The sequence below is a fragment of the Sphingomonas citricola genome (genome assembly GCF_019429535.1).
GTDB classification, from domain to species: domain Bacteria; phylum Pseudomonadota; class Alphaproteobacteria; order Sphingomonadales; family Sphingomonadaceae; genus Sphingomonas; species Sphingomonas citricola.
The window spans coordinates 1-21,156 of the sequence record NZ_JAHXZM010000001.1 but is presented as its reverse complement, the minus strand read 5'-3'; the positions used below and the strand labels follow the sequence as shown (position 1 = coordinate 21,156).

General features: G+C 67.1%; 19 protein-coding genes and 1 tRNA gene. 8 read left to right on the top strand and 12 right to left on the bottom strand.

The features are described 5' to 3' along the window. Positions 1-19: 19 nt before the first annotated feature. The 3 genes from KZ810_RS00100 to KZ810_RS00090 form a co-directional block, all read right to left on the bottom strand. Positions 20-259 carry a hypothetical protein gene (locus KZ810_RS00100; RefSeq protein WP_219766991.1) on the bottom strand — a complete coding sequence of 80 codons (240 nt, stop codon included), beginning with the start codon at positions 257-259 and terminating at the stop codon, positions 20-22. Beyond that, positions 256-1,212, bottom strand: coding sequence for an isopenicillin N synthase family dioxygenase (locus KZ810_RS00095; protein ID WP_219766990.1), 957 nt, complete (start codon positions 1,210-1,212; stop codon positions 256-258). Before KZ810_RS00095 ends, KZ810_RS00100 begins: the two co-directional genes overlap by 4 nt. A 68-nt stretch (positions 1,213-1,280) precedes the next feature. Further along, positions 1,281-1,751, bottom strand: coding sequence for a hypothetical protein (locus tag KZ810_RS00090; protein ID WP_219766989.1), 471 nt, complete (start codon positions 1,749-1,751; stop codon positions 1,281-1,283). Positions 1,752-1,866: 115 nt separating this feature from the next. Between KZ810_RS00090 and KZ810_RS00085 the strand changes: the two genes are divergently transcribed. After that, on the top strand, positions 1,867-2,217 hold the full coding sequence (locus KZ810_RS00085) for a DNA primase (protein WP_219766988.1): 351 nt from the start codon (positions 1,867-1,869) through the stop codon (positions 2,215-2,217). Positions 2,218-2,705: 488 nt separating this feature from the next. Then, a complete protein-coding gene (locus tag KZ810_RS00080; RefSeq protein ID WP_219766987.1) occupies positions 2,706-3,227 on the top strand; it encodes a hypothetical protein in 522 nt (173 codons plus the stop codon). A 103-nt stretch (positions 3,228-3,330) separates the two neighbouring features. Here KZ810_RS00080 and KZ810_RS00075 read toward each other — a convergent pair whose 3' ends face one another. Together KZ810_RS00075 and KZ810_RS00070 are read right to left on the bottom strand one after the other, a co-directional pair. Next, entirely contained in the window at positions 3,331-3,858 is a 528-nt protein-coding gene (locus KZ810_RS00075) for a DUF3617 domain-containing protein (protein WP_219766986.1), read from the bottom strand. After that, on the bottom strand, positions 3,855-5,213 hold the full coding sequence (locus tag KZ810_RS00070) for an amidohydrolase (RefSeq protein WP_258044234.1): 1,359 nt from the start codon (positions 5,211-5,213) through the stop codon (positions 3,855-3,857). The genes KZ810_RS00075 and KZ810_RS00070 overlap by 4 nt, the downstream gene beginning before the upstream one ends. Before the next feature lie 102 nt (positions 5,214-5,315). Here KZ810_RS00070 and KZ810_RS00065 point away from each other — a divergent pair, with 102 nt between their 5' ends. Beyond that, entirely contained in the window at positions 5,316-6,134 is an 819-nt protein-coding gene (locus KZ810_RS00065; RefSeq protein ID WP_219766984.1) for an arylamine N-acetyltransferase family protein, read from the top strand. 16 nt (positions 6,135-6,150) lie between these two features. Here the strand turns inward: KZ810_RS00065 and KZ810_RS00060 are convergent, their stop codons facing one another. Beyond that, on the bottom strand, positions 6,151-6,984 hold the full coding sequence (locus tag KZ810_RS00060) for a ferredoxin--NADP reductase (RefSeq protein ID WP_219766983.1): 834 nt from the start codon (positions 6,982-6,984) through the stop codon (positions 6,151-6,153). Between the two features lie 163 nt (positions 6,985-7,147). Between KZ810_RS00060 and uvrB the strand changes: the two genes are divergently transcribed. Next, entirely contained in the window at positions 7,148-9,337 is a 2,190-nt protein-coding gene (gene uvrB, locus KZ810_RS00055; RefSeq protein ID WP_219766982.1) for an excinuclease ABC subunit UvrB, read from the top strand. A 432-nt stretch (positions 9,338-9,769) separates the two neighbouring features. Beyond that, the gene (locus KZ810_RS00050) at positions 9,770-10,519 is read left to right on the top strand and encodes an energy transducer TonB (RefSeq protein WP_258044233.1); all 750 of its coding nucleotides are present in this window, start codon (positions 9,770-9,772) and stop codon (positions 10,517-10,519) included. Between the two features lie 142 nt (positions 10,520-10,661). On the opposite strand, the gene KZ810_RS00045 is transcribed toward KZ810_RS00050, so the two are convergent. From KZ810_RS00045 to KZ810_RS00035, 3 genes are read right to left on the bottom strand one after another with little or no spacing between them, the layout of a single operon-like run. Further along, complete coding sequence (locus KZ810_RS00045) at positions 10,662-10,799, bottom strand: hypothetical protein (RefSeq protein ID WP_219766981.1); 138 nt, start codon at positions 10,797-10,799, stop codon at positions 10,662-10,664. Positions 10,800-10,803: 4 nt separating this feature from the next. After that, positions 10,804-11,256 carry a DUF3597 domain-containing protein gene (locus KZ810_RS00040; protein WP_219766980.1) on the bottom strand — a complete coding sequence of 151 codons (453 nt, stop codon included), beginning with the start codon at positions 11,254-11,256 and terminating at the stop codon, positions 10,804-10,806. Positions 11,257-11,276: 20 nt separating this feature from the next. Beyond that, a complete protein-coding gene (locus KZ810_RS00035; RefSeq protein ID WP_219766979.1) occupies positions 11,277-11,669 on the bottom strand; it encodes a PRC-barrel domain-containing protein in 393 nt (130 codons plus the stop codon). 111 nt (positions 11,670-11,780) lie between these two features. Here KZ810_RS00035 and KZ810_RS00030 point away from each other — a divergent pair, with 111 nt between their 5' ends. Further along, complete coding sequence (locus tag KZ810_RS00030; protein ID WP_219766978.1) at positions 11,781-12,326, top strand: hypothetical protein; 546 nt, start codon at positions 11,781-11,783, stop codon at positions 12,324-12,326. Positions 12,327-12,878: 552 nt separating this feature from the next. On the opposite strand, the gene KZ810_RS00025 is transcribed toward KZ810_RS00030, so the two are convergent. Next, the gene (locus KZ810_RS00025; RefSeq protein WP_219766977.1) at positions 12,879-13,442 is read right to left on the bottom strand and encodes a DUF1993 family protein; all 564 of its coding nucleotides are present in this window, start codon (positions 13,440-13,442) and stop codon (positions 12,879-12,881) included. Between the two features lie 116 nt (positions 13,443-13,558). Beyond that, complete coding sequence (locus KZ810_RS00020; protein WP_219766976.1) at positions 13,559-15,082, bottom strand: fumarate hydratase; 1,524 nt, start codon at positions 15,080-15,082, stop codon at positions 13,559-13,561. A 139-nt stretch (positions 15,083-15,221) separates the two neighbouring features. Between KZ810_RS00020 and KZ810_RS00015 the strand changes: the two genes are divergently transcribed. Both KZ810_RS00015 and KZ810_RS00010 read left to right on the top strand, forming a co-directional pair. Then, positions 15,222-17,882, top strand: coding sequence for an EAL domain-containing protein (locus tag KZ810_RS00015; protein WP_219766975.1), 2,661 nt, complete (start codon positions 15,222-15,224; stop codon positions 17,880-17,882). Between the two features lie 453 nt (positions 17,883-18,335). Continuing rightward, on the top strand, positions 18,336-20,291 hold the full coding sequence (locus tag KZ810_RS00010; protein ID WP_219766974.1) for a ribonucleoside-diphosphate reductase subunit alpha: 1,956 nt from the start codon (positions 18,336-18,338) through the stop codon (positions 20,289-20,291). Between the two features lie 762 nt (positions 20,292-21,053). On the opposite strand, the gene KZ810_RS00005 is transcribed toward KZ810_RS00010, so the two are convergent. Continuing rightward, positions 21,054-21,130: transfer RNA gene (locus KZ810_RS00005), tRNA-Met, on the bottom strand. Between the last annotated feature and the right edge of the window lie 26 nt (positions 21,131-21,156).

Here is a 21,156-nt window from a genome sequence, read left to right as displayed (position 1 = left end):
ACCGGGAGGGGACGCGGGGCTAGTTCGAGACAATCCCCGTCACGCGGACCGCGCCGCCGCGATTGATGATGCGCCCCGACAGGATGCCGCTCATCTCGACCACCGCGCCGTCCTCGACGATCAGATCGCCGCTGACGATCCCGCTCACCTCGGCACGGCACCCGGCAGCAACCGTCACGGTGCCGCCGACGATGCCGTCGACGTCGCCGTCACGCTCGACGCGCAGGTCGCCGCTCGTGATCCCGCCGCGGCGCGTCATTTCTTGATCAGCCCGATCTCGACCAGCCGCTGCATCAGGTAATCCTGCGCGGTGATCGGCTCGGGATAGCGGTTCGGGTTCTCCGCGGTGATCGTCTGCGGCAGCGTCTGGATCAGAAAATCGGGCGCGGGGTGGAGGAAGAACGGCATCGAGTAGCGCGAATGGCCGCGGCGCTCGGGCGGCGGGTTGATGACGCGGTGCGTGGTCGACGGCAGGACGTGGTTGGTCAACCGCTGCAGCATGTCGCCGACGTTGACCACCATCGCCCCCTCGGGCGGCTTGATCGCGAGCCAGCGCCCCGACTGACGGTCGAGCAGTTCGAGCCCGGCTTCCTCGGCGCCCAGCAGCAGCGTGATGAGGTTGATGTCCTCGTGCGCGCCCGCCCGCACGCCCTCTGCATCGACCGGGATCGGCGGATAGTGGAGCAGGCGCAGCACCGAATTGCCGTCGCGCACCGCGGGGTCGAACCAATTTGCATCGAGCCCGAGGTGGAGCGCGATCGCGGACAGCAGCTTGTCGCCCGCGGTGTCGAACGCACTGAACAGTTCGACGAACGTGTCGCGGAACCCCTCGGGGCGCGTCGGCCAGATGTTGGGCGCCATCTCGCCCGCGAAGCGGTGCCCCTCGGGCAGTTCGCGCCCGACGTGCCAGAATTCCTTAAGGTCGACGTGCTTGGCATCCTTCGCGATCTCGGTCTTGAACGGCGTGTAACCGCGCGCGCCGCCCGCACCCTCGACGAAATAGCCGCGCTTCTCCTCCTCGGGCAGCGCGAACAATTGCTGCGTCTCGTCCCAGGCGCGGTCGATCAGGTCCTGCGGCACGCCGTGGTCGGCCACGATCGCGAAGCCGAACCGTTCGAACGACCCGCCGAGCGCGGCGGCGAACCCTTGCGGATCGCGCGCCTGATCGGCGAGGCTGAGCGTCGGAACCTGGGCGGAGGGCGTGTCGAGCATGGGGTCAATCGTCCGGTTGATCGTTGCCGCCGACATAGGCCCTCACGCCGTCGATCGCCACCCCGGCGTCAACCGATCCGGACCACGCCCGCGCTCTGCCCGCCTTGGGGCGACAGGTCGATCGTGAACGTCTCGTCGTCGTCCTTGCCGGTCAGCGCGTTGCCGTCGACCTTCACCGACGTGCCCGCCTTCGCGAACTGATCGGCGAACCAGCCGCGGACGATTGCGGGGTCGGCCGGGCTGGTGAAGCGGACGGTCACCTTGTCCTTGCCCGTTCCGTCGACATTGACCGACGCGATCTTGCTGTCGGGATAGAGATGGACGCCGTTGATGTCGAAATTCTCGGCGGTCAGGTTGATCTGCGGCAGCTTGAACGCGCCCTTGAACGCGGGCGTGTCGATCTTGACGTCGCCGTCCTTCCCCATCGCGCCGCCGCTGCCGTTGGCGGTGATCGCGATCTGCGTCCCCTCCCCGCCGCGGTCGCACGCGGCGAGCGACAGCGCGAGTACGCCCGCGAGCAGGATGGTCGAACAGCGCATATCCACCTCCGTGTTATTGAAGCAATACACTATGCGCGATGCCGGTCCGCGGTCAAGGGCGGAACCGCGCGCGCGGCTGCGCCGTTCGCGCGGTGGAATGATTGAGGAGGCGAACATGGGCGGTCATCAGGTTACCAGCCACGGATCGGGCGACGACGGTTACGACGAGGACGGATACGACGAATCGCAGCGCGCCGAAATCCTGGAGGCGACGCGCGACGGGCCGAGCGACGGCACGATCATGACCGACATCGATCCCGACCTCGGCGTCGAGGAGGATGACGAGGACATGGAAAGCGCCGACGATCTGCAGATGACCGACGCCGAGGTCGGCGAGCAGGACGACGACGCCGACGAGGACGAGGCCGACATCGCCGAGGACGAGGCGCAGGACGATTTCGACGACGGCACGCTCGCCGAGGACGGCGATCTGGACGACGGCCACGACAAAGCGCTGAGGCCGTAAATCGACGCCCGATCGATGTGCGGAGCAAAAGCTCCGCACGAGATGCGCCACGCACGTGGCGCCGTCGACCGGCCAGCGCGACGAAGCCGGCGCACAAGGCGCGGCTTCGCCGCGTCTGACGCGCCGGCGGGCGGAAATCCCTCGACCGAGGAGGCAACACGCCGCGTCAGGGCGGGGACATGACCCGTCCCTCTCCACCCACCGATCAGTGATCGAACGCGTTGAGCAGCCCCGCGACATCGGCGGCATTTACAGGCGCACCCGTTACGTCGGTCAAGTCGCCGGCATTCGTCGCCACCGCAGCGGGGGCACTAGTGTCCGGCGCGGCACCAGCGATGCCATACGCGAACCATAAAACGCTCCCCGCCCACCAGAGTGCGGCCCAGCGGCTACGAAAAAGGCGCGAGAAGTTCACGCGCGCAACGATAAGCGCCCAGCGTTAGCGGAGTGTTGACGCGAGCAGACGCGCGGCGCACGCTCTCGTCCCGATGCTGCTGATCGCCCTTGCCGTCCAGGCGGCCACCGCCGCGCCGCTCGCGACGCCACCCGCCGACGTACCGGAGCGGATCTCGATCCTGGTGCCCGTAACGGACGAGCGCTGCGTGCGGCATCCGGGCGACGACGTCGTCGTCTGCGCCAACGCGCTGCCGTCGCAGGCCCTGCCGCTACCTGCCGAGGCGGTGTCGGACAAGCCGGTGCCGATCAACGGCTATCTGACCGGGCGCGGCGCGCTGAACGCGGAAGGAGCGCCCTGCGCGGCGGTGCAACGCGGGTGTACGACGGGGGTCGACGTGATCGGCGGCGGCGTCGCGCTGATCCGCGGCATCCAGAAACTCGTCGCGCCGAACAGTTGCTGCGAGGACCCCGGTGAGTCGACCAGCGGCGGGCAGCTCGCGCGCGACGTTGTCGGCGGTGTCGGTCGCATGTTCCGCGGCAAACCCGACAAGAGCGGGCGGGTGGCGATCCCGCTCGACGACGCGCCGCCCGCGACGAGCCGCGTTCTGCCGTGATGCGATCGTCGCGGGGCCATCGCATCACGTCGACGGGGCCGCGGTAGCAGCGTCCCGATCCGCTTTCCGGGGGACGCCCAACCGCAACCTCGCCGCGCCAGCGCTATTCCTCGGCGCAATCCCCCGTCCGCTTCGCGGTGATGCGCGTCACCATGCCACCCGCCTGCGCCGCAACGCCGCCGCGACGCACGGTCGCGGTCAGATCGACCGCGTTCGGCGAATAATGCCCCTTCTGGCTGACGGTCAGCGTCTCGCCCCCCGCGTTGCGGCATACCATTTCGGCGTCGAGTTGCTCGCCCTTGAGCGTGAAGCGGCGAAAGCGGCAGTTCGCGCCCGCCGCGGTCGACAGATCGCCGAACAACGGCTTGGCAGCCTCCTCCTCGGTCAGGCACGCCTCGGTGATGCTGGTGTCGCCGACCTGATCGCGCATCGCCGCCGCCATCGGCGTCTTGTCCGCGCCCGCATCGAAACTGACCAGTCGCGTGTCGGTCTTCCACTGCCCCGCCGCGGGCTTCTCGAGGCTGGCGGTCGCGCTCGCCACCTCCTCGATCGAGGCGTTGGTCAGATCGATGTCGCCGCTGCACGCCGCCAGCGGCAGCACGGCGGCGATGAGCAGGATGCGCGCGCTCACGAGCCGGTTCCCACGGCCGCCGAGCCCGGTTTCATCAGGTCGAGCACCGCCGCGGTCATCGCGATCGCGCTGGTGGTGATCGCAGGCTCGGGGGCGATGCGGAATTCGGGCGAATGGTGCGACCCGATCTTGGGGCCGCCGCGCGCCGCCGCGTCGATCTCGGCGCGGGTCGACCCGCCGACCGCGAAATAATAGCCTTTCACGCGGGCGTCGGGCTGGACGTAATAGGCGAAATCCTCCGCCCCCATGCCTTCCTGCGTGAAGGCGGGCACGTTCTTCGCCCCCAGCGTCTGTACCATCACCCCGTTCAGCCGATGCGCGAGCGCGGCATCGTTGATCGTCGTCGGCGTTCCTTCGCTGACGGTTACCACCGGCATCTTGTCCTTGGGCATCCCGTTCATCACGCCGACGCCGTAGGCGACGCGTCTGATCCCCTCGAGCAATTTGGCACGCTCGGCCTCGTTGTTCGCGCGCACCGTCACCTGCAGTTTTGCCATGTCGGAGATGATGTTGTGCTTCAATCCAGCGTGGAACGAGCCGACGGTGATGACGCCGGGATCGAGCGGCTGGCGCTCGCGGCTGATCAGCCCTTGCAGCGCGATGACGATCTGCGACGCCATGTAGACGGGGTCCTTGCCCTCGTTCGGGCTCGCGCCGTGCGCGCCGATGCCGGGCACGGCGATGTTGACCGAGTCGGACGACGAATATTGGATGCCCTCGGACGCCGACACGGTGCCTGCCTCCATCCCGGCGGCGACGTGGAAGGCGAGCGCGTAGTCGGGCTTGGGGAAGCGCGTGTAGAGCCCGTCGGCGAGCATCGCCTTCGCGCCGCCGACGCGTTCCTCGGCGGGCTGGACGACGAACACCACCGTCCCCGACCAGCGGTCCTTCAACGCGGCGAGGCGCCGCGCGGTCGCGACCATCGCGGTGATGTGCGTATCATGGCCGCACGCGTGCATGACGGGCGCCTCGACCCCGTCGACCCCGACTTGGCGGACGTGGCTGGCATTGGCGAGCCCCGATTTTTCCTCGACCGGCAACCCGTCCATGTCGGCACGCAGCAGCACGACCGGGCCCGCACCGTTCTTCAGCACGCCCACGACCCCGGTCTGCCCGACCTTCTCGGTCACGACCATGCCGGGCACCGCGCGCAGTGCCGCCGCCATCTTCGCCGCGGTGCGCGTTTCGCGGAACGACAGTTCGGGGTTGCGGTGAAAATCGTCCCACATCGCGCCCAGGTCGCGCTTGTAGTCGGCGCGGACCGCGGCGGCGTAATCGGGCTCGGCGAACGCAGATGTCGACGCAAGCGTCGCGGCGAGCGTGCCGGCGGCCGCCAGCAGGTGGAACAGGCGCATCAATTTCCCCTCTTTTGCCGCAACCATAACCGCGCGCGGGCGAATGGCGAGAGGGATCGCGCACGCTTGCCCCCGCGCGAGCGATCCGGCACGTGGACGCGCATGTTCGACCTCGACGCCTATCTCGCCCGCATCGACATGCCCGCACGCCCGACCAACGATGTCGAGGGGCTCGCGCGGATGCAGCGCGCGCACCGGCTCGCGATCCCGTTCGAGAATCTCGACGTGCGGCTGGGGCGCGGCATCCCCATCGACTCGGCTTCGGTCTTTGCCAAGCTCGTGGGCGCACGGCGCGGCGGTTACTGCTTCGAGCACAACCGCCTGTTCCTCGACGCGCTGGCGGCGGCCGGCTTCGTCGCGCGCCCGCTGCTCGCGCGCGTGTGGCTGGGCGCGAGCGACGTGCCGCCGCTGACCCACACGCTGTCGCTGGTGACGATCGGCGACGAACAATGGATCGCCGATCCGGGCTTCGGCGGCAGCTATGCGCCCGTGATGCGGCTGGCGGAGGGCGAGACGGCGGAGGCGCCCGATGGCGCGCGCTTCACGCTCACCCGCGACGACGCGCACGGCTGGCTGCTGTCACGCGACGGCGACACGGCCACCACCGACGGGCGCGGTGCCGGGACAGGCTGGCAGCGGCAATACAGCTTCACGCTCGGCGACGTACACGACAGCGACCTCGCGATGGGCAATCTTTGGGCGTCGACCGCGCCCGCCAGCCGCTTCACCAACGTGACGGTGGTGTCGATCATCCTGCCGCACGGGTTCGCGACGCTGACCGACCGCGACTATCGCCGCCGCGCCGCCAGCACCGACAGCGCGGGCGAGGTCACCGACCCGCGCGTCTATCGCATGCGCCTGTCGATGATGTTCGGCATCGACCTGTCGAAGGACGAGGTCGCGGCGCTCGACCTGTTCTGACGCCGCGCCGGCCCGGTCAGCCGACGAACGCGCGCTCGATCACGTAGGTACCGGGCGCAGCGTTCGAACCCTCGACGAAGCCCAGCGTCTCCAAGGTCTTCGCGGTGTCGCGGATCATGTCCATCGATCCGCACATCATGATCCGGTCGGTTTCCGGGTTGAAGCATTTGTCGCCGGTAATCGGGTCGCCGAACATGCGGCCGTTCTCCATCAGCGCGTCGATGCGGCCGGTGGTGTGGAACGGTTCGCGCGTGACGGTCGGGATGTAGTGGAACTGCTGCGCCGCCTCGTCCGCCACCAGCGGATCGTCCGCCAACCGCGCGGCGAGTTCGTCGTGATAGGCCAGATCACTGACGCGGCGCACCGAATGGACCACGATCACCTGGTCGAACATCGTGTACACATCGGGATCGCGCGCGAGGCTGAGGAACGGCGCGAGCCCGGTGCCCGTCGAGAGCATGAACAGCCGCTTGCCCGGCAGCAGCGCGTCGGTGACGAGCGTGCCGGTGGGCTTGCGTCCCAAATAGATTTCGTCGCCCGGCACGATCTGCTGCAGCCGCCCGGTCAGCGGGCCGTTCTCGACCTTGATCGACAGGAACTCCAATTCCTCTGCGTAATGCTGGCTCGCGACCGAATAAGCGCGCATGATCGGCTTGCCCGCGGCGCCGTCCGCACCCTCCTCGCCCGGCAGCCCGATCATCACGAATTCGCCCGAGCGGAAACGGAAGCTCGACGGCCGTTCGACCGCGAAGCTGAAGAGATGCTCGTTCCAGTGGCGGACCCAGTTCACCTTGACGCTGGCGAAGGCCTTGCTCTCGGGGATGCTGATGGGTGCGCGGACGTCGGTCATGCCTGATCTTCCTCGAACCGCGCCCGAACGGCACGGCATCTGTCTGTCGGTCTGATGGCGAGCGCCGCGCAATATGGGTCATGCGCGTCTCGGTCAACCAAGCCGCGCTTCTCGCGACCCAAGCTCCTTCAAGTGACCCACCCCAGCGCCCATATTGCGCGATATGTCGATCCAGATCCGTACCAGCCTGGCCGAACCCGAAACGGGCGACGATTTCGTCCCCCACCGCCCGCAACGCCCGCCCAAGGTCGAGGGCGGGAAGCCGTTCAAGCTCGTCAGCGATTACCAGCCCTCGGGCGACCAGCCGACCGCGATCCGCGACCTGGTCGAGACCGCGCGCGCGGGCGAGAAGGATCAGGTGCTGCTGGGTGTCACCGGCTCGGGCAAGACCTTCACGATGGCCAAGGTGATCGAGCAGATGCAGCGCCCGGCGCTAATCCTCGCGCCCAACAAGATCCTCGCAGCCCAGCTCTACGGCGAGTTCAAGTCGTTCTTTCCTGACAACGCGGTCGAGTATTTCGTCAGCTACTACGATTATTATCAGCCCGAGGCGTACGTGCCGCGGTCGGACACCTACATCGAGAAGGAAAGCTCGGTGAACGAGGCGATCGACCGGATGCGCCACTCGGCCACCCGCTCGCTTCTGGAGCGCGACGACGTGCTGATCGTCGCCTCGGTGTCGTGCCTCTACGGCATCGGCTCGGTCGAGACCTATTCGGCGATGATCTTCGACCTCAAAAAAGGTCAGAGCGTCGATCAGCGCGAGATCATCCGCAAGCTCGTCGCACTGCAGTACAAGCGCAACGACGCTGCGTTCCAGCGCGGCAACTTCCGCGTCAAGGGCGACAATCTCGAGATCTTCCCTTCGCACTACGAGGACAGCGCGTGGCGCGTCTCGTTCTTCGGCGACGAGATCGAGGAAATCGTCGAGTTCGATCCGCTGACCGGCAAGAAGTCGGCCTCGCTCAACTCGATCCGCATCTACGCCAATTCGCACTATGTCACGCCCGGTCCGACGATGAAGCAGGCCGCCGACGCGATCCGCCACGAATTGACCGAGCGACTGAAGGAGCTGGAGATCGAGGGCAAGCTGCTCGAGCGGCAGCGGCTGGAGCAGCGCACCAATTTCGACCTCGAGATGATCGCCGCCACGGGGTCGTGCAACGGGATCGAGAATTACAGCCGCTTCCTGACCGGCCGCCTGCCGGGCGAGCCGCCGCCGACGCTGTTCGAATATCTGCCCGAGAACGCGCTGCTGTTCGTCGACGAGAGCCATCAGACGATCGGCCAGATCAACGGCATGTCGCGCGGCGATCACCGCCGCAAGATCACGCTCGCCGAATACGGGTTCCGCCTGCCGAGCGCGATCGACAACCGCCCCTTACGCTTCAACGAATGGGACGCGATGCGCCCACAGACCGTTTGCGTCTCCGCGACTCCGGGCACGTGGGAGATGGAACAGGCGGCGGGCGTCTTCGCCGAACAGGTGATCCGCCCGACCGGCCTCATCGACCCGCCGATCGAGATCAAGCCGGTCGAGGAGCAGGTGCAGGACCTGATCGTCGAGGCGAAGAAGACCGCCGAGCTTGGTTATCGCACGCTGGTCACCACGCTGACCAAGCGGATGGCGGAGGACCTGACCGAATATATGCACGAAGCGGGGATCAAGGTCCGCTACATGCACTCCGACGTCGAGACGCTGGAGCGTATCGAGCTGATCCGCGATTTGCGGCTGGGCGTGTACGACGTGCTGATCGGCATCAACCTGCTGCGCGAGGGGCTGGACATCCCCGAATGTGGATTGGTCGCGATCCTAGACGCGGACAAGGAAGGCTTCCTGCGCTCCGAGACCTCGCTCATTCAGACGATCGGGCGCGCGGCGCGCAACGTCGACGGGCGCGTGATTCTCTACGCCGACCGCATCACGGGCTCGATGGAGCGCGCGATGAACGAGACGCAGCGCCGCCGCGAGAAGCAGCAGGCGTACAATCTCGAACACGGCATCACGCCGACGACGATCCGCCGCAACATCGGCGACATCATCGCGCACGTCAGCCAGGGCGACCAGGTCACCGTCGAGATTGACGAGGACCGGCCGCACATGGTCGGCCACAATCTGCGCGCCTATATCGAGGAGCTGGAGAAAAAGATGCGCAAGGCCGCGTCCGACCTCGAATTCGAGGAAGCCGGGCGCCTGCGCGACGAGATCCGCCAGTTGGAGCAGGAGGAACTGGGGCTCCCGGTCGAACAGCAGAAGGCCCCGATCATGGGCCGCTCGAACGAGGGCAAGCCCGGCACGCGCAAGACCCGCTTCGGCAAGCAGCAGCAGATGCGGATGAACAAGCGCCGGTGACGGGGGGTGCGGCTCCCCCGCCGTTCTGCCGTCCGACCACGTGACTGACGGCGCAACGTGGACGGGAGGAGGCGGGGTTGTGCCGCGCTAGCACGACGTGCGTCGCGAGCCGTCGCCCCTTCTCCGCCCCGGTCACCTCGTCATCCCGGCCTCGAGCCAAGATCCCGCTACCGTTGCCGTCAGCGGTCGGAAGCATGCGGGCCCTCGGATTAGGTCGGGGGTTATAAGCTCACAAACGATTGGGCATCGAGATTCCGCCGGTGATGCCCCTGTCCTACATGCAGAACAGGTGACACACCGGCGTCCGCTCTTTGACACCTCATCATCCGGGCGCGCCCGCGCGCGCAATGGGTGCGACCTTTGTGACCTTCCGGCACGCCCGCCGCCGTTCAGCCACTCGCGGTTCAGCCACGCGTGCCTACATCGTTGCGCATGTACGCACAGCCTCGCCAGGAACGCTTCGGAGCCGCCGCCGCCGCGCTGGCCGTGACGGGCGCGCTCGGCTGGGCGCTGCTGACCGGGCTCGCCGGCGCCGCGATCCGCCAGCGCGTCGATGAAGGGTTGCGGCTGTTCGACCTCGCGCCGCCGCCTCCCCCGCCACCGGCGAAGACGGTACCGCGTCCGAAAGTGAGCAAGCGCGCCGAGGGTCGTGCGGCACCACCCAACATCCGCTCCAAGGCGACGCAGGTGGTCGCGCCCAAGCCGGTCGTCGTCATCCCCCTGCCCCCGCCGCCGATCGTCGTCGCGACCAAGGCGTTCGAGGGCAATCAGGCGACGCAGGGCGCCGCGCCGCGCGTCGGGCCCGGCACCGGCGCTGGCGGGGTCGGCGACGGCACGGGATCCGGCGGCTGGGGTGACGGCGACGGCGATGGTGGCGACGAGACACCGCCGGTCCAGCGCCGCGGGCGGATCACCGACGGCGATTTCCCGTCCGATATCCGCGATCTGGCGGAGACAGGGTTCGAGGGCACGGTATCGGTCCGCTTCCTGGTGCAGACCAACGGCCGCGTCGGTGAGTGCCGGGTGACACGGTCGAGCGGCTACCGCTCGCTCGACGACGCGACGTGCCGGCTGATCCAGCAGCGCTTCCGCTACGATCCCTCCCGCGACGCCGACGGTCGCCCGGTCCCGGCATGGATATTGGAGAACCATATCTGGTCGGTCGAGGGCGACCGGCGCTAGCGCCCGGTCGAGGACGCACCTGCGGCTCGCCGCCGATGGTTCATCGAAGTCGAACCGCCGCTCGCTGGACGAAGGCCGAAAAAGAAAAGGGCGGCGCCTCGCTCGGCACCGCCCCATCATGTTGGCTGATCGCGAACCTGCCTCAGCGCGCGTCCTTGTCCGGCCGTGCCGGCTCCGCGTCGATCGTCTGCGGCGGACGGTCATTGCCCTTGCCGGGCGAATCGGGGTCCTCGACCAGTTCCTCGACCGCTTTCTGGACGTCGTTTTCCTTGTCCGACATCGGCTCAGTCCTTCATGCTGGCGGGCACGGTACCGCCGTTCTTTTCCAGCTCGCGCATCACCGCCTTGTGGAGCCAGATATTCATCTCGGCCGAGCCGTCCTTCGCGCCACTGTAGCCCAACTCGGTTGCGAGCTCCTTGCGGTTATCAAGGCTCGAATCGAGATCGAGCAGCTTCATCAGATCGACGATCGACGTGCGCCAGTTGAGGTTCGGATTGCCCTTCTGCGACGCGATATTAGTCAGCACCTGCTCGACATCGACGTGCTGCGCGGGCGCCGGGGCAGGAGTGGCCGGCGCCTGTGCCGGGGCGGCCTGCGGCTGCTGCTGGGGATGCGGGGCGGCGCCCGTTGGCGCCGGAGCCGGTGCGGGCGCCGCATCCTTCTTGCCGCCGAACTGGCCGCCGAGCGGGCCGTTGTGGCCGAAGATCGCGTCCTTGATCTTGCCGAAAATGCTCATCGTGACAGGTCCTTCTTCGTTCAACCGTTGGCGAGGTTCTCAGCGGGCACTTCGTAGTAACGCGCCACGCTGTCGGCGTAGGATTGGTTGAAGACCGGCGGATTGTTCGCCCAGCTCGGCCCGCCCTCCAGCATGCGGCGATCGATCGTGACGACGTACAGGTCGCGCACCGCGTCGAGCGAGAGGAGCTGGAACGGCATCGGGTAGAAGCTCTTCCCCATTCCCAGGAACCCGCCGAGGCTGAGCACCGCGTGGGTCACGCGTCCCGAACCCTTGTGCACCATGAAGGCGTGGACGCTGCCCAGATGATCGCCGTCGCGACTGTCGACCCGCATCGAATCGGAAAGGGTCGAGCGGACCAGAAGCTGGGTGGGCTCGCCGGTTGGTGAAGATGCGGCGTCGGTGTCGGACATGTGGCTTCCCTGTAGTTGCGCCAGAGCGATTGCGCCGGAACAACCGTCCGCCGCGGCAGCGGGTTCCAGTCGCGGTTGAGCCGCCGATCCGCATCCGGCATAGCGGGGCGGATGACGGTTTCGCGCTTCTCCACCCGCTCGCTGCTCCGCGTCCTGCCCACGACTGCGCTGCTGTGCGCCGCGGGCTGCGTCGCGCCGCCGCGGGCACCGACACCGGTCGACGTTCCGCGCCCGACGCCGACGGTGTCATTGCCCGCCCCCGCCCCCGTCGACTGGCAGGATTGGCCCCGGACGCCCGGCACCTGGACCTATCAGCGCGACGCGCGCGGCAGTCGCGCGCTGTTCGGCACCGCGGGCCAAGGTGCGCTGGCGGTGCTGCGCTGCGACGAGGGCGAGCGGCGGATATTCCTGTCGCGTCCCGGCAGCGCGACCGCGCCGTTCACGATCCGCACGACCTCGACGACGCGCAGCGTGCCGGTGCAACCGACCGGCGGCACCCCGCCCTATGTCGCGACCGCATTCGCGCCCGGCGATCCTCTGCTTGACGCGATCGCGTTCAGCCGCGGCCGCTTCGTGATCGAACAGGCGGGATCGAGCGCGCTGGTGCTGCCGCCCTACGCGGAGATCGGCCGCGTGATCGAGGATTGCCGCGGCTGACGCCTCGCTATCCCCCTCGCTGCGGCGGCGGATGCTCGATCAGACGAAGCGTGAATACAAGTCTTGTATATCACCGCCGGTGACGACACATTGGTCATGCGATCAACGCAGGTCGCACGTGTCTTTAACCAGCGAAAGGAGGTGATCCGATGTCTCATGGTTCAGCAGTGGGTTCGGTTCAGTTCGTTCGGGGGACTCGCTTCTAAGATTTGTCGGCGGGTCGGGGGATATTGCTCCCCAATCAACGGCCCGACGCAGGTTTGTTGAAGCGTTCATGGTCTCCCGGGCTGGAGCTCTCCGGCCGCTGACCATGTCTAGGGGCTGTCGGGTACGTCGAAAGACGGCCCGGCAGCCTCTTCTCATTTCCGGGCTGGTGGATGGGCGCGGGACATCCGTGCCACGCACCGCGGAAGGTCACAAAAGTCGCACCTAACGTGTGCGCGCGCGCAGGCGCGTGGGCGGATTATAGCGTTATCAAAGACGCGGCCGGCGTATCGTGAATGATCGTTGTAGGACAGAGGCCCCGCAAGCGCGCCCATCGCCGCACGTCGCTCAGGCGCCCTGCGGCATCCGCAGATACGGCAGCAGGTGCGCGCAATAATCGGCCTTGCCCAGTTCGATGCCCTGCGCGCGCAGGATCGCGTAGGCGGTGACGACGTGGAAATAGAACTGCGGCAGCGCCCAGTCGCGGGCGTAGATCGTCGCGGTGACGTCGAGCACCATGCCGTTGGGCAAGGCGTGGGCGAGCGGCGCATCGCCGTCGAGCACGAACCCCTCGGCCGCCGCCGCCTCGACCACCGCCAGCGTATCGGTGATCCGCCGCCGCGCGTCGTCGAACGTCCCGGGCCGTTCACCCCCGCTGCGCGCCTCATCGAGCAGCGCCTGCAGCTCGGGCGGAAAGTCACGCCCCTGTAGGCGGAACACCGCCTCCTGCGCCTGGCGACAGGCGAAGCCGATCTGAGTCGAGAGCGGGAACATGTCGGGTGCGAGCCGCGCCGCCAGCAGCGTCGCGGCCGCGTCGCCGCGCGCCGCCTCCGCCTCCGCCTTGTCGAGCCACGCCGACATCGTGCCAAGCATCTGGGTGTAGGTCGGCAGCAACAGGTCGGACAGGGTCATGGGTTCGCTCGCATGATGGGGTGGACCGCGCGACCGTCACCCATTGCGCCGGTCCGGGCGTCAATCCGCGCGGGGTAGCGGGTGCGGCGGGAGCAACTGCAACGCCACACACCCGGTCATGCCGGCTGGAGCAACCCCTTGCGCGCGATTTTCTCGCGCCAGACGAGCGGCGCGAGCTGGTGGACGTTCTGACCCTCGGCGTCGACCGCGACCGTGACCGGGAAGTCGCTGACCTCGAACTCGTAGATCGCCTCCATCCCCAGATCCTCGAACCCGACGACCTTCGATCCCTTGATCGCGCGCGCGACGAGATAGGCCGCACCGCCGACCGCCATCAGATACGCCGACTTCGCCTCGCGGATCGCCTCGGTCGCCGCCGGCCCGCGCTCGGCCTTGCCGACCATCGCGAGCAGCCCCTGGTCGAGCATCATGCGCGTGAACTTGTCCATCCGCGTCGCGGTGGTCGGACCCGCCGGCCCGACGACTTCTTCGCCGACCGGATCGACCGGACCGACGTAATAGATCACGCGTCCCCGGAAGCTGACCGGCAGTTCCTCACCGCGTGCCAGCATGTCCGCGATCCGCTTGTGCGCGGCGTCGCGCCCGGTCAGCATCTTGCCGTTCAAGAGCAGGCGGTCGCCGTGCTTCCACTGCGCCACGACCTCGGGCGTCAGCGTGTCGAGATCGACGCGGATCGCTGCCTGGTCGGGCTTCCAGTCGACGTCCGGCCATTCGTCGAGCTTGGGCGCCTCGAGATAGGCGGGGCCACTGCCGTCTAGCGTGAAATGCGCGTGGCGCGTCGCCGCGCAATTCGGGATCATCGCCACCGGCTTGCCCGCGGCATGGCACGGCGCGTCCTTGATCTTGACGTCGAGGATCGTGGACAGCCCGCCCAGCCCCTGCGCCCCGATGCCGAGCGCGTTGACGCGGTCGAAGATCTCGATGCGAAGCGCCTCGATGTCGTTGCGCGGACCGCGCGCCTTCAGCGGCCCCATGTCGATCGGCTCCATCAGCGCCTGCTTCGCGAGCAGCACGCAATGTTCCGCGGTGCCGCCGATGCCGATGCCAAGCATGCCGGGCGGGCACCAGCCCGCGCCCATTTGGGGCAGCATCTCGATCACCCAGTCGACGATCGAGTCGGACGGGTTCATCATCTTGAACTTCGACTTGTTCTCTGACCCGCCGCCCTTCGCCGCGACGTCGACCGAGACGGTGTTGCCCGGCACCATGTCGACGTGGAGCACGCACGGCGTGTTGTCGCGCGTGTTGCGGCGCGTGAACGCCGGGTCGGCAAGCACGGAAGCGCGCAGCTTGTTTTCGGGGTGGAGGTAGGCGCGGCGCACACCCTCGTCGACGACCTCCTGCAGCGAGCGCGACGTGTCGTCCAACCGACAGTCCATGCCCCACTTGACGAATACGTTGACGATGCCGGTATCCTGGCAGATCGGGCGATGCCCCTCCGCGCACATCCGGCTGTTGGTCAGGATCTGCGCGATCGCATCCTTCGCCGCCGGGCTCGCCTCCGCCTCATACGCCTCGCCCAGCGCGCGGATGTAATCCATCGGGTGATAGTAACTGATGAACTGGAGTGCGTCGGCCACGCTCTCGATCAGATCGGCTTCGCGGATCACGGTCGTCATGGCGGAACCCTGTAGGACGCGGCAGCCCTGCTCGCAACCATGCGCCCCCTCGAGCGCAGCACGTCGCGGGACCGGTTAGCGGCGCATTAAGCATGCGCGCTAAAGCTTCGACAAAGCCGCCCGCGCTATGTCACCCTTTATGGGTAAGCCGCGTCCGTCAGACACCGAAATCGCCGAAACCACGCTGAACGCCGCGGACGAGCCGCGACCATCGTTGCTGGCGAGCCTTGGGTTGACGGGAAGCGACGAGGAACGCGTCGGCGACGACCGCGATGCGGCGCTCGCGCGTGTCGCGGACCTGTGGTCGGTCGCGGGGATCGCGATGTTCGCCGCGCCGTTGCTGCTGATCGTCGCGGCGCTGGTCGCGGGCGTGGGCGGTGCGGCGGCGACGCTCGCGCTCGTCGCGCTGCCCGCGTTGGTCGCGGCGCCGGCAGTGTTCGTGCTGCTGCGCTTCGTGGTGGCGCAGCAGCTCGCCCCGCATCAGCGGACGCTGCTGCTCGCCGCGGTCATCGCGATGGGCGCGCTGTCGCTGTTCGCGCTCGTCGGCGTCGCCGGCGGGCTCGTCGATCGCGGCCTGCATATCGCCGCCGTCGTCGCGGTGTTCGGCACGCTAATTATCGTCGCCGTCGTCATCCAGCCCGTCGCCGCCGCGACGATCGCCTTCGCGCTCGCGCTGGCCGGCGCGACGATCGTCCAGCAGGGAGCATCGTGGGCGAGCGGTTTCGCGCTGATCCTGACGGCGCTGCTCGCCTACGGCGTGATCGGCAACAGCCGCGAGCATTTCGCCGCCCTGGCGCAAGAAGAGGAAGCCGAGGGCGCCGAACTGCTCGCCAGCCGGCTGGTTTCCGAATTCGAGACGCACGGGTCGGGCTGGTTCTGGCAGACCGATCGCGGCGGGCGGCTGACCTATCTTAGCGACAAGGTCGCGCGCGAGGTCGCGAGCTTCGGCATCAAGGCCAAGGGCGAGGCGCTGACGCGCGTGTTCCGCGTCGACACCGCACTCGCCGAGACCGAGCGGACGCTGACGTTCCACCTGTCGAGCCGGACGTCCTTTTCCGACTATTCGGTCCGCCCCGCGCCCGAGGAAGCGCCCGAGCGCTGGTGGTCGATCTCGGGCCGGCCGCTGCTCGACCAGTTCGGGCGTTTCCAGGGCTTCATCGGTTCGGGCTCCGACCTGACCGAGAAGCGCCGCGCGGAGGCGGAGATCACGCGGCTGGCGTTGTTCGACAGCCTGACCGGGCTCGCCAACCGCCAGCGGATGCGGCTGTCGCTCGAACAGATGCTGTCGCCGCAGCAGCAGACGCAGGGGGCGAACACGCTGTTCCTGCTCGACCTCGACCGGTTCAAGGCGGTCAACGACACGCTCGGCCATCAGGTCGGCGACGAATTGCTCAAACAGGTCGCGGGGCGATTGCAGAAGACCGTCGGCGATGCCGGCATGGTCGGGCGGCTGGGCGGCGACGAATTCAAGGTCATCGTGCCGCGCGAAGGCAATCGCGACCGGCTGGCGACGCTCGCCGACGCGATCATCACCGCGCTGTCGCGGCCGTATTACATCGACGGCGCGACGATCTCGATCGGCTGCTCGATCGGCATCGCGATCGCGCCCGAGCATGGCGACAATCCCGAGGCACTGGTGCGCAATGCGGACCTAGCACTCTACGCGGCGAAGGGCGACGGGCGCGGCGTGCATCGCTTCTATCGCGACGAACTGCTTGAGGGCGCGCAATATCGCCGCCAGCTCGAGGACGATTTGCGCCAGGCGTTGAAGCAGAACCAGCTCCACCTCGCCTATCAGGCCGTGGTGTCGACCACCGACGAGCGGATCGTCGGCTACGAGGCGTTGCTGCGCTGGAGCCACCCGACACGCGGGCTGGTCAGCCCCGCCGAGTTCATCCCGGTCGCGGAGGAATGCGGGATGATCGAGGCGATCGGCGAGTGGGTGATGCGCACCGCCTGTGCCGAGGCGGCGACCTGGCCCGCGCATGTCCGCGTCGCGGTCAACGTGTCGCCGATCCAGTTCGCCAATCCTGCGCTCCCCAGCCTCGTCACCAGCGCGCTCGCGACCTCGGGCCTGCCGCCGCGCCGGCTCGAGCTCGAGATCACCGAGGGCGTATTCCTGAACGAGGACGCCTCGTCCGAGCGGATGTTCGCGGCGTTGAAGCGGATCGGCGTGCGCCTCGCGCTCGATGATTTCGGCACTGGCTATTCGTCGCTCGGTTATCTGAAGAAGGCGCCGTTCGACAAGATCAAGATCGACCAGAGCTTCGTGCGCGGCGCGATCAACGAGAGCAACCGCAACGCCGCGATCATCAAGGCGATCGTGACGCTCGCCGACACGCTGGGGATGGAGACGACCGCGGAGGGCGTCGAGCAGCAGGACGAAATCGCGCTGATCCGCGAGCTCGGATGCAGCCACATCCAGGGCTATGTCTACGGCAAACCCGCGGCGGCGGCGGCGGTGCACGAGCAGCTCGCCCAGCCCGAGGGCAAGGCAATCGCAGTCGGCTTCAAGACCAGCCGGGCGCAGCGGCACAAGGTGCTGCGCGCGGCGCGCGCGATGATGGCGGGTGAGACGGCCGAGGTGCGCATCCGCGACGTCTCGACCGGCGGCGTGCTGATCGAAGGCGTCGACCTGCCGCCCGAGGCGGTCGGGTTCGAGATGAAGATCGAATTGTTCGAAGGGCAGATGACGACCGCGACGATCCGCTGGATCGACGACGGGCGCGCAGGGCTGCAATTCGCCTATCCGATCGACGTCGACCAGTTAATCCAGTCGACCCAGCGCCGCGCGGCCTGATCGCGCACGCCTGCTGGAGCGTCCGTCGGGCGGCGATCGTCGTGACGATCCAGCCGCCCCGGGCGCATGCAGCGGCTGCGCGAGCGGTCAAACGATCCACCGAAAAGTTTTTTCGCAGGCGTGTTTCTGCTTGTACTTGGCGAACCCCGCAGAAATCCACGCGTCGCGTCACACCGATGGCCTGATGCCGCGCCGATGCACGATGAACCACCGCCACGTCCACGCATTACCTACTTGCCCGCCGCATCGGTTTGGCACAATCTGTAGGGGTAAGTTTCAGCGCTCAACGCAACCACTGGTGTGACAAGTCGCTCTATCAAGAGCGGCGCCGACGACCACTCCGGCATGATCCAGTGCCGGTTTCGCGCGGCCGGACACCTGCGGCAGACGTCTGGGCCTTTACGTCGGGGAGTAATCCCCGTTAGAACGCAACAAGAACAAAGGAGCCGCAGCATGAACTTCGGGGACGCCGGCAGCGAGTCGATGATGGATCTGATGGAGCGCGTCGTGACGCCGACGCCCGATGCGAATGCGGCGCCCGAGCCCAAGGCTGAGCGGGGCGCCCCCGGCATGTCGGCGGCGTCCGAACGGGCGCCGACGAAGAAAGCGGCATCGCGCGATTTCAAGGTAAAGAGCGACGCGTCGCGTGACGCGCTCCTGACCGACTTCGGCAAGGAAACGCTCAACGACCGCTATCTGCTGCCGGGTGAGAGCTATCAGGATCTGTTCGTCCGCGTCGCCTCGGCCTATGCCGACGACGAGGCGCACGCGCAGCGCATCTACGATTACATCTCGCGGCTGTGGTTCATGCCCGCGACGCCGGTGCTGTCGAACGGCGGCACCGGGCGCGGTCTGCCGATCTCCTGCTACCTGAACTCGGTGCCCGACAGCCTGAACGGCATCGTCGACACGTGGAACGAGAACGTCTGGCTCGCATCGCGCGGCGGCGGCATCGGCACCTATTGGGGCAACGTCCGCGGCATCGGTGAGCCGGTCGGCCTCAACGGCAAAACCAGCGGCATCATCCCGTTCGTCCGCGTGATGGACTCGCTGACGCTCGCGATCTCGCAAGGCTCGCTGCGGCGCGGTTCTGCCGCCTGCTACCTCGACGTCAGCCATCCCGAGATCGAGGAGTTCCTGGAAATCCGTAAACCCTCGGGCGACTTCAACCGCAAGGCGCTCAATCTTCACCACGGCGTGCTGATCCCCGACGCCTTCATGGAAGCTGTACGCGACGGCGCGGAGTGGGAGCTGAAGAGCCCCAAGGACGGCGCGGTGCGCGGCAAGGTCGACGCGCGGGCGCTGTTCCAGAAGCTGGTCGAAACCCGCCTCGCGACGGGCGAGCCGTATATCGTCTTCGCCGACCACGTGAATTCGAACATGCCCAAGCATCACCGCGAATTGGGCCTGAAGGTGTCGACCTCGAACCTATGCAGCGAGATCACGCTGCCGACGGGGCGCGACCACCTGGGCAACGATCGCACCGCGGTCTGCTGCCTGTCGTCGCTCAACCTCGAGACGTGGGACGAGTGGAAGGACGACAAGACCTTCATCGAGGACGTGATGCGTTTCCTCGACAACGTGCTGCAAGATTATATCGACCGCCACGAGCCGGGGATGGAGCGCGCTGCCTATTCCGCCGCGCGCGAGCGTTCGGTGGGGCTGGGCGTCATGGGCTTCCACTCCTTCCTCCAGGCGCGCGGGCTGCCGTTCGAAGGCGCGATGGCGAAGTCGTGGAACCTCAGGATCTTCCGCCACATCCACACCCAGGTCAGCCAAGCGTCGATGCAGTTGGCGGTCGAGCGTGGCCCCTGCCCCGACGCGGCCGACGTCGGCGTGATGGAACGGTTCAGCTGCAAGATGGCGATCGCGCCGACCGCGTCGATCTCGATCATCTGCGGTGGCACCAGCGCGTGCATCGAGCCGATCCCGGCGAACATCTACACGCACAAGACGCTGTCGGGCAGCTTCTCGGTCAAGAACCCGTATCTGAAGAAGCTGCTGGCGGAGAAGTCGAAGGATTCGGAGGCGATCTGGAGCTCGATCCTCGAGCACGGCGGATCGGTGCAGCACCTCGACTTCCTCGATCAGGACGAGAAGGACTGCTACAAGACCAGCTTCGAGATCGACCAGCGCTGGCTGCTCGAGCTGGCGGGTGACCGCACGCCCTATATCGATCAGGCGCAGTCGCTGAACCTGTTCATCCCAGCCGATGTCGAGAAGTGGGACCTGCTGATGCTCCACTTCCGCGCGTGGGAGCTGGGCATCAAGTCGCTCTATTATCTGCGCTCCAAGTCGGTGCAGCGCGCGGGCTTCGCGGGCGGGGTCGAGAACGACAACACGATCGAGAAGCCGAAATACGAGTTCGGCGAGACGACCGACTATGACGAGTGCCTCGCCTGTCAGTGAGGCCCGAGACCCATACCAAGAGCGGCTATCTCATCGCTTATCGAACCCCGGCCGCTGCGCCGGGGTTTTTGTTTGTTGCCCTGGCCTGTCTCGGTGGCTGGTAATGTGGCGGGTTGGGCGTCTAAGCCGTGAAGAAGCGTCGATCGAGTTAATGGCTCGCTCCGACCAAGTGTTTGAGTAACATGACTGGCTGAAAGCAGCGATGGATTTGCGCTACCCAGGCCGCAATCTTAACGCGTAGGCAGGTGAGGATCGAGCTTCTCGCGGCCGATCGTATCCGCTAATCGCGAGTTACAACTCAGACTTTTCAACTGCGAAAATATCCCTTTGCTGAGGGAGGCACTGACTGAAGTGATCTGATGCCTACTGCGTTTGTATTACATCTCTCAAATAAAGTGTCCGCGACTGTCATATGACGTTTGATTAGCGGCAGAATACGGCACGCATCACTCCGCGCCCATCTAGCTCCGCGTGTGACGAAAAGGCCCCATGCTTGAACGAGCGGTCCATGCCTTGAGCATGGGCAGAACTGCCGCTGTTGGCCTTGTCAGGGGTGTTACGCTAGCTCTCGAGAGAGGTCTCGTGCGAAGACCGAGGGGTAGCCGAGATGGTGTCGAGCCTGGTGATGCGGTTGGCGCGAGCGCTGCCGCACCGCGGCGCTGTGGTGGACCACCCCGGCGCAAGTGTCGGCGTCACCGTATGGCCGTACGCGTAAAGGCCCCGGTACCTTGCAGCCTAGGGCTATTGTGTGTGTGTTGTGTATGGTTGCGGGGGCTGGATTTGAACCAGCGACCTTCAGGTTATGAGCCTGACGAGCTACCGGGCTGCTCCACCCCGCGACAGGTAGCCTTGGCTGCACGGTGTT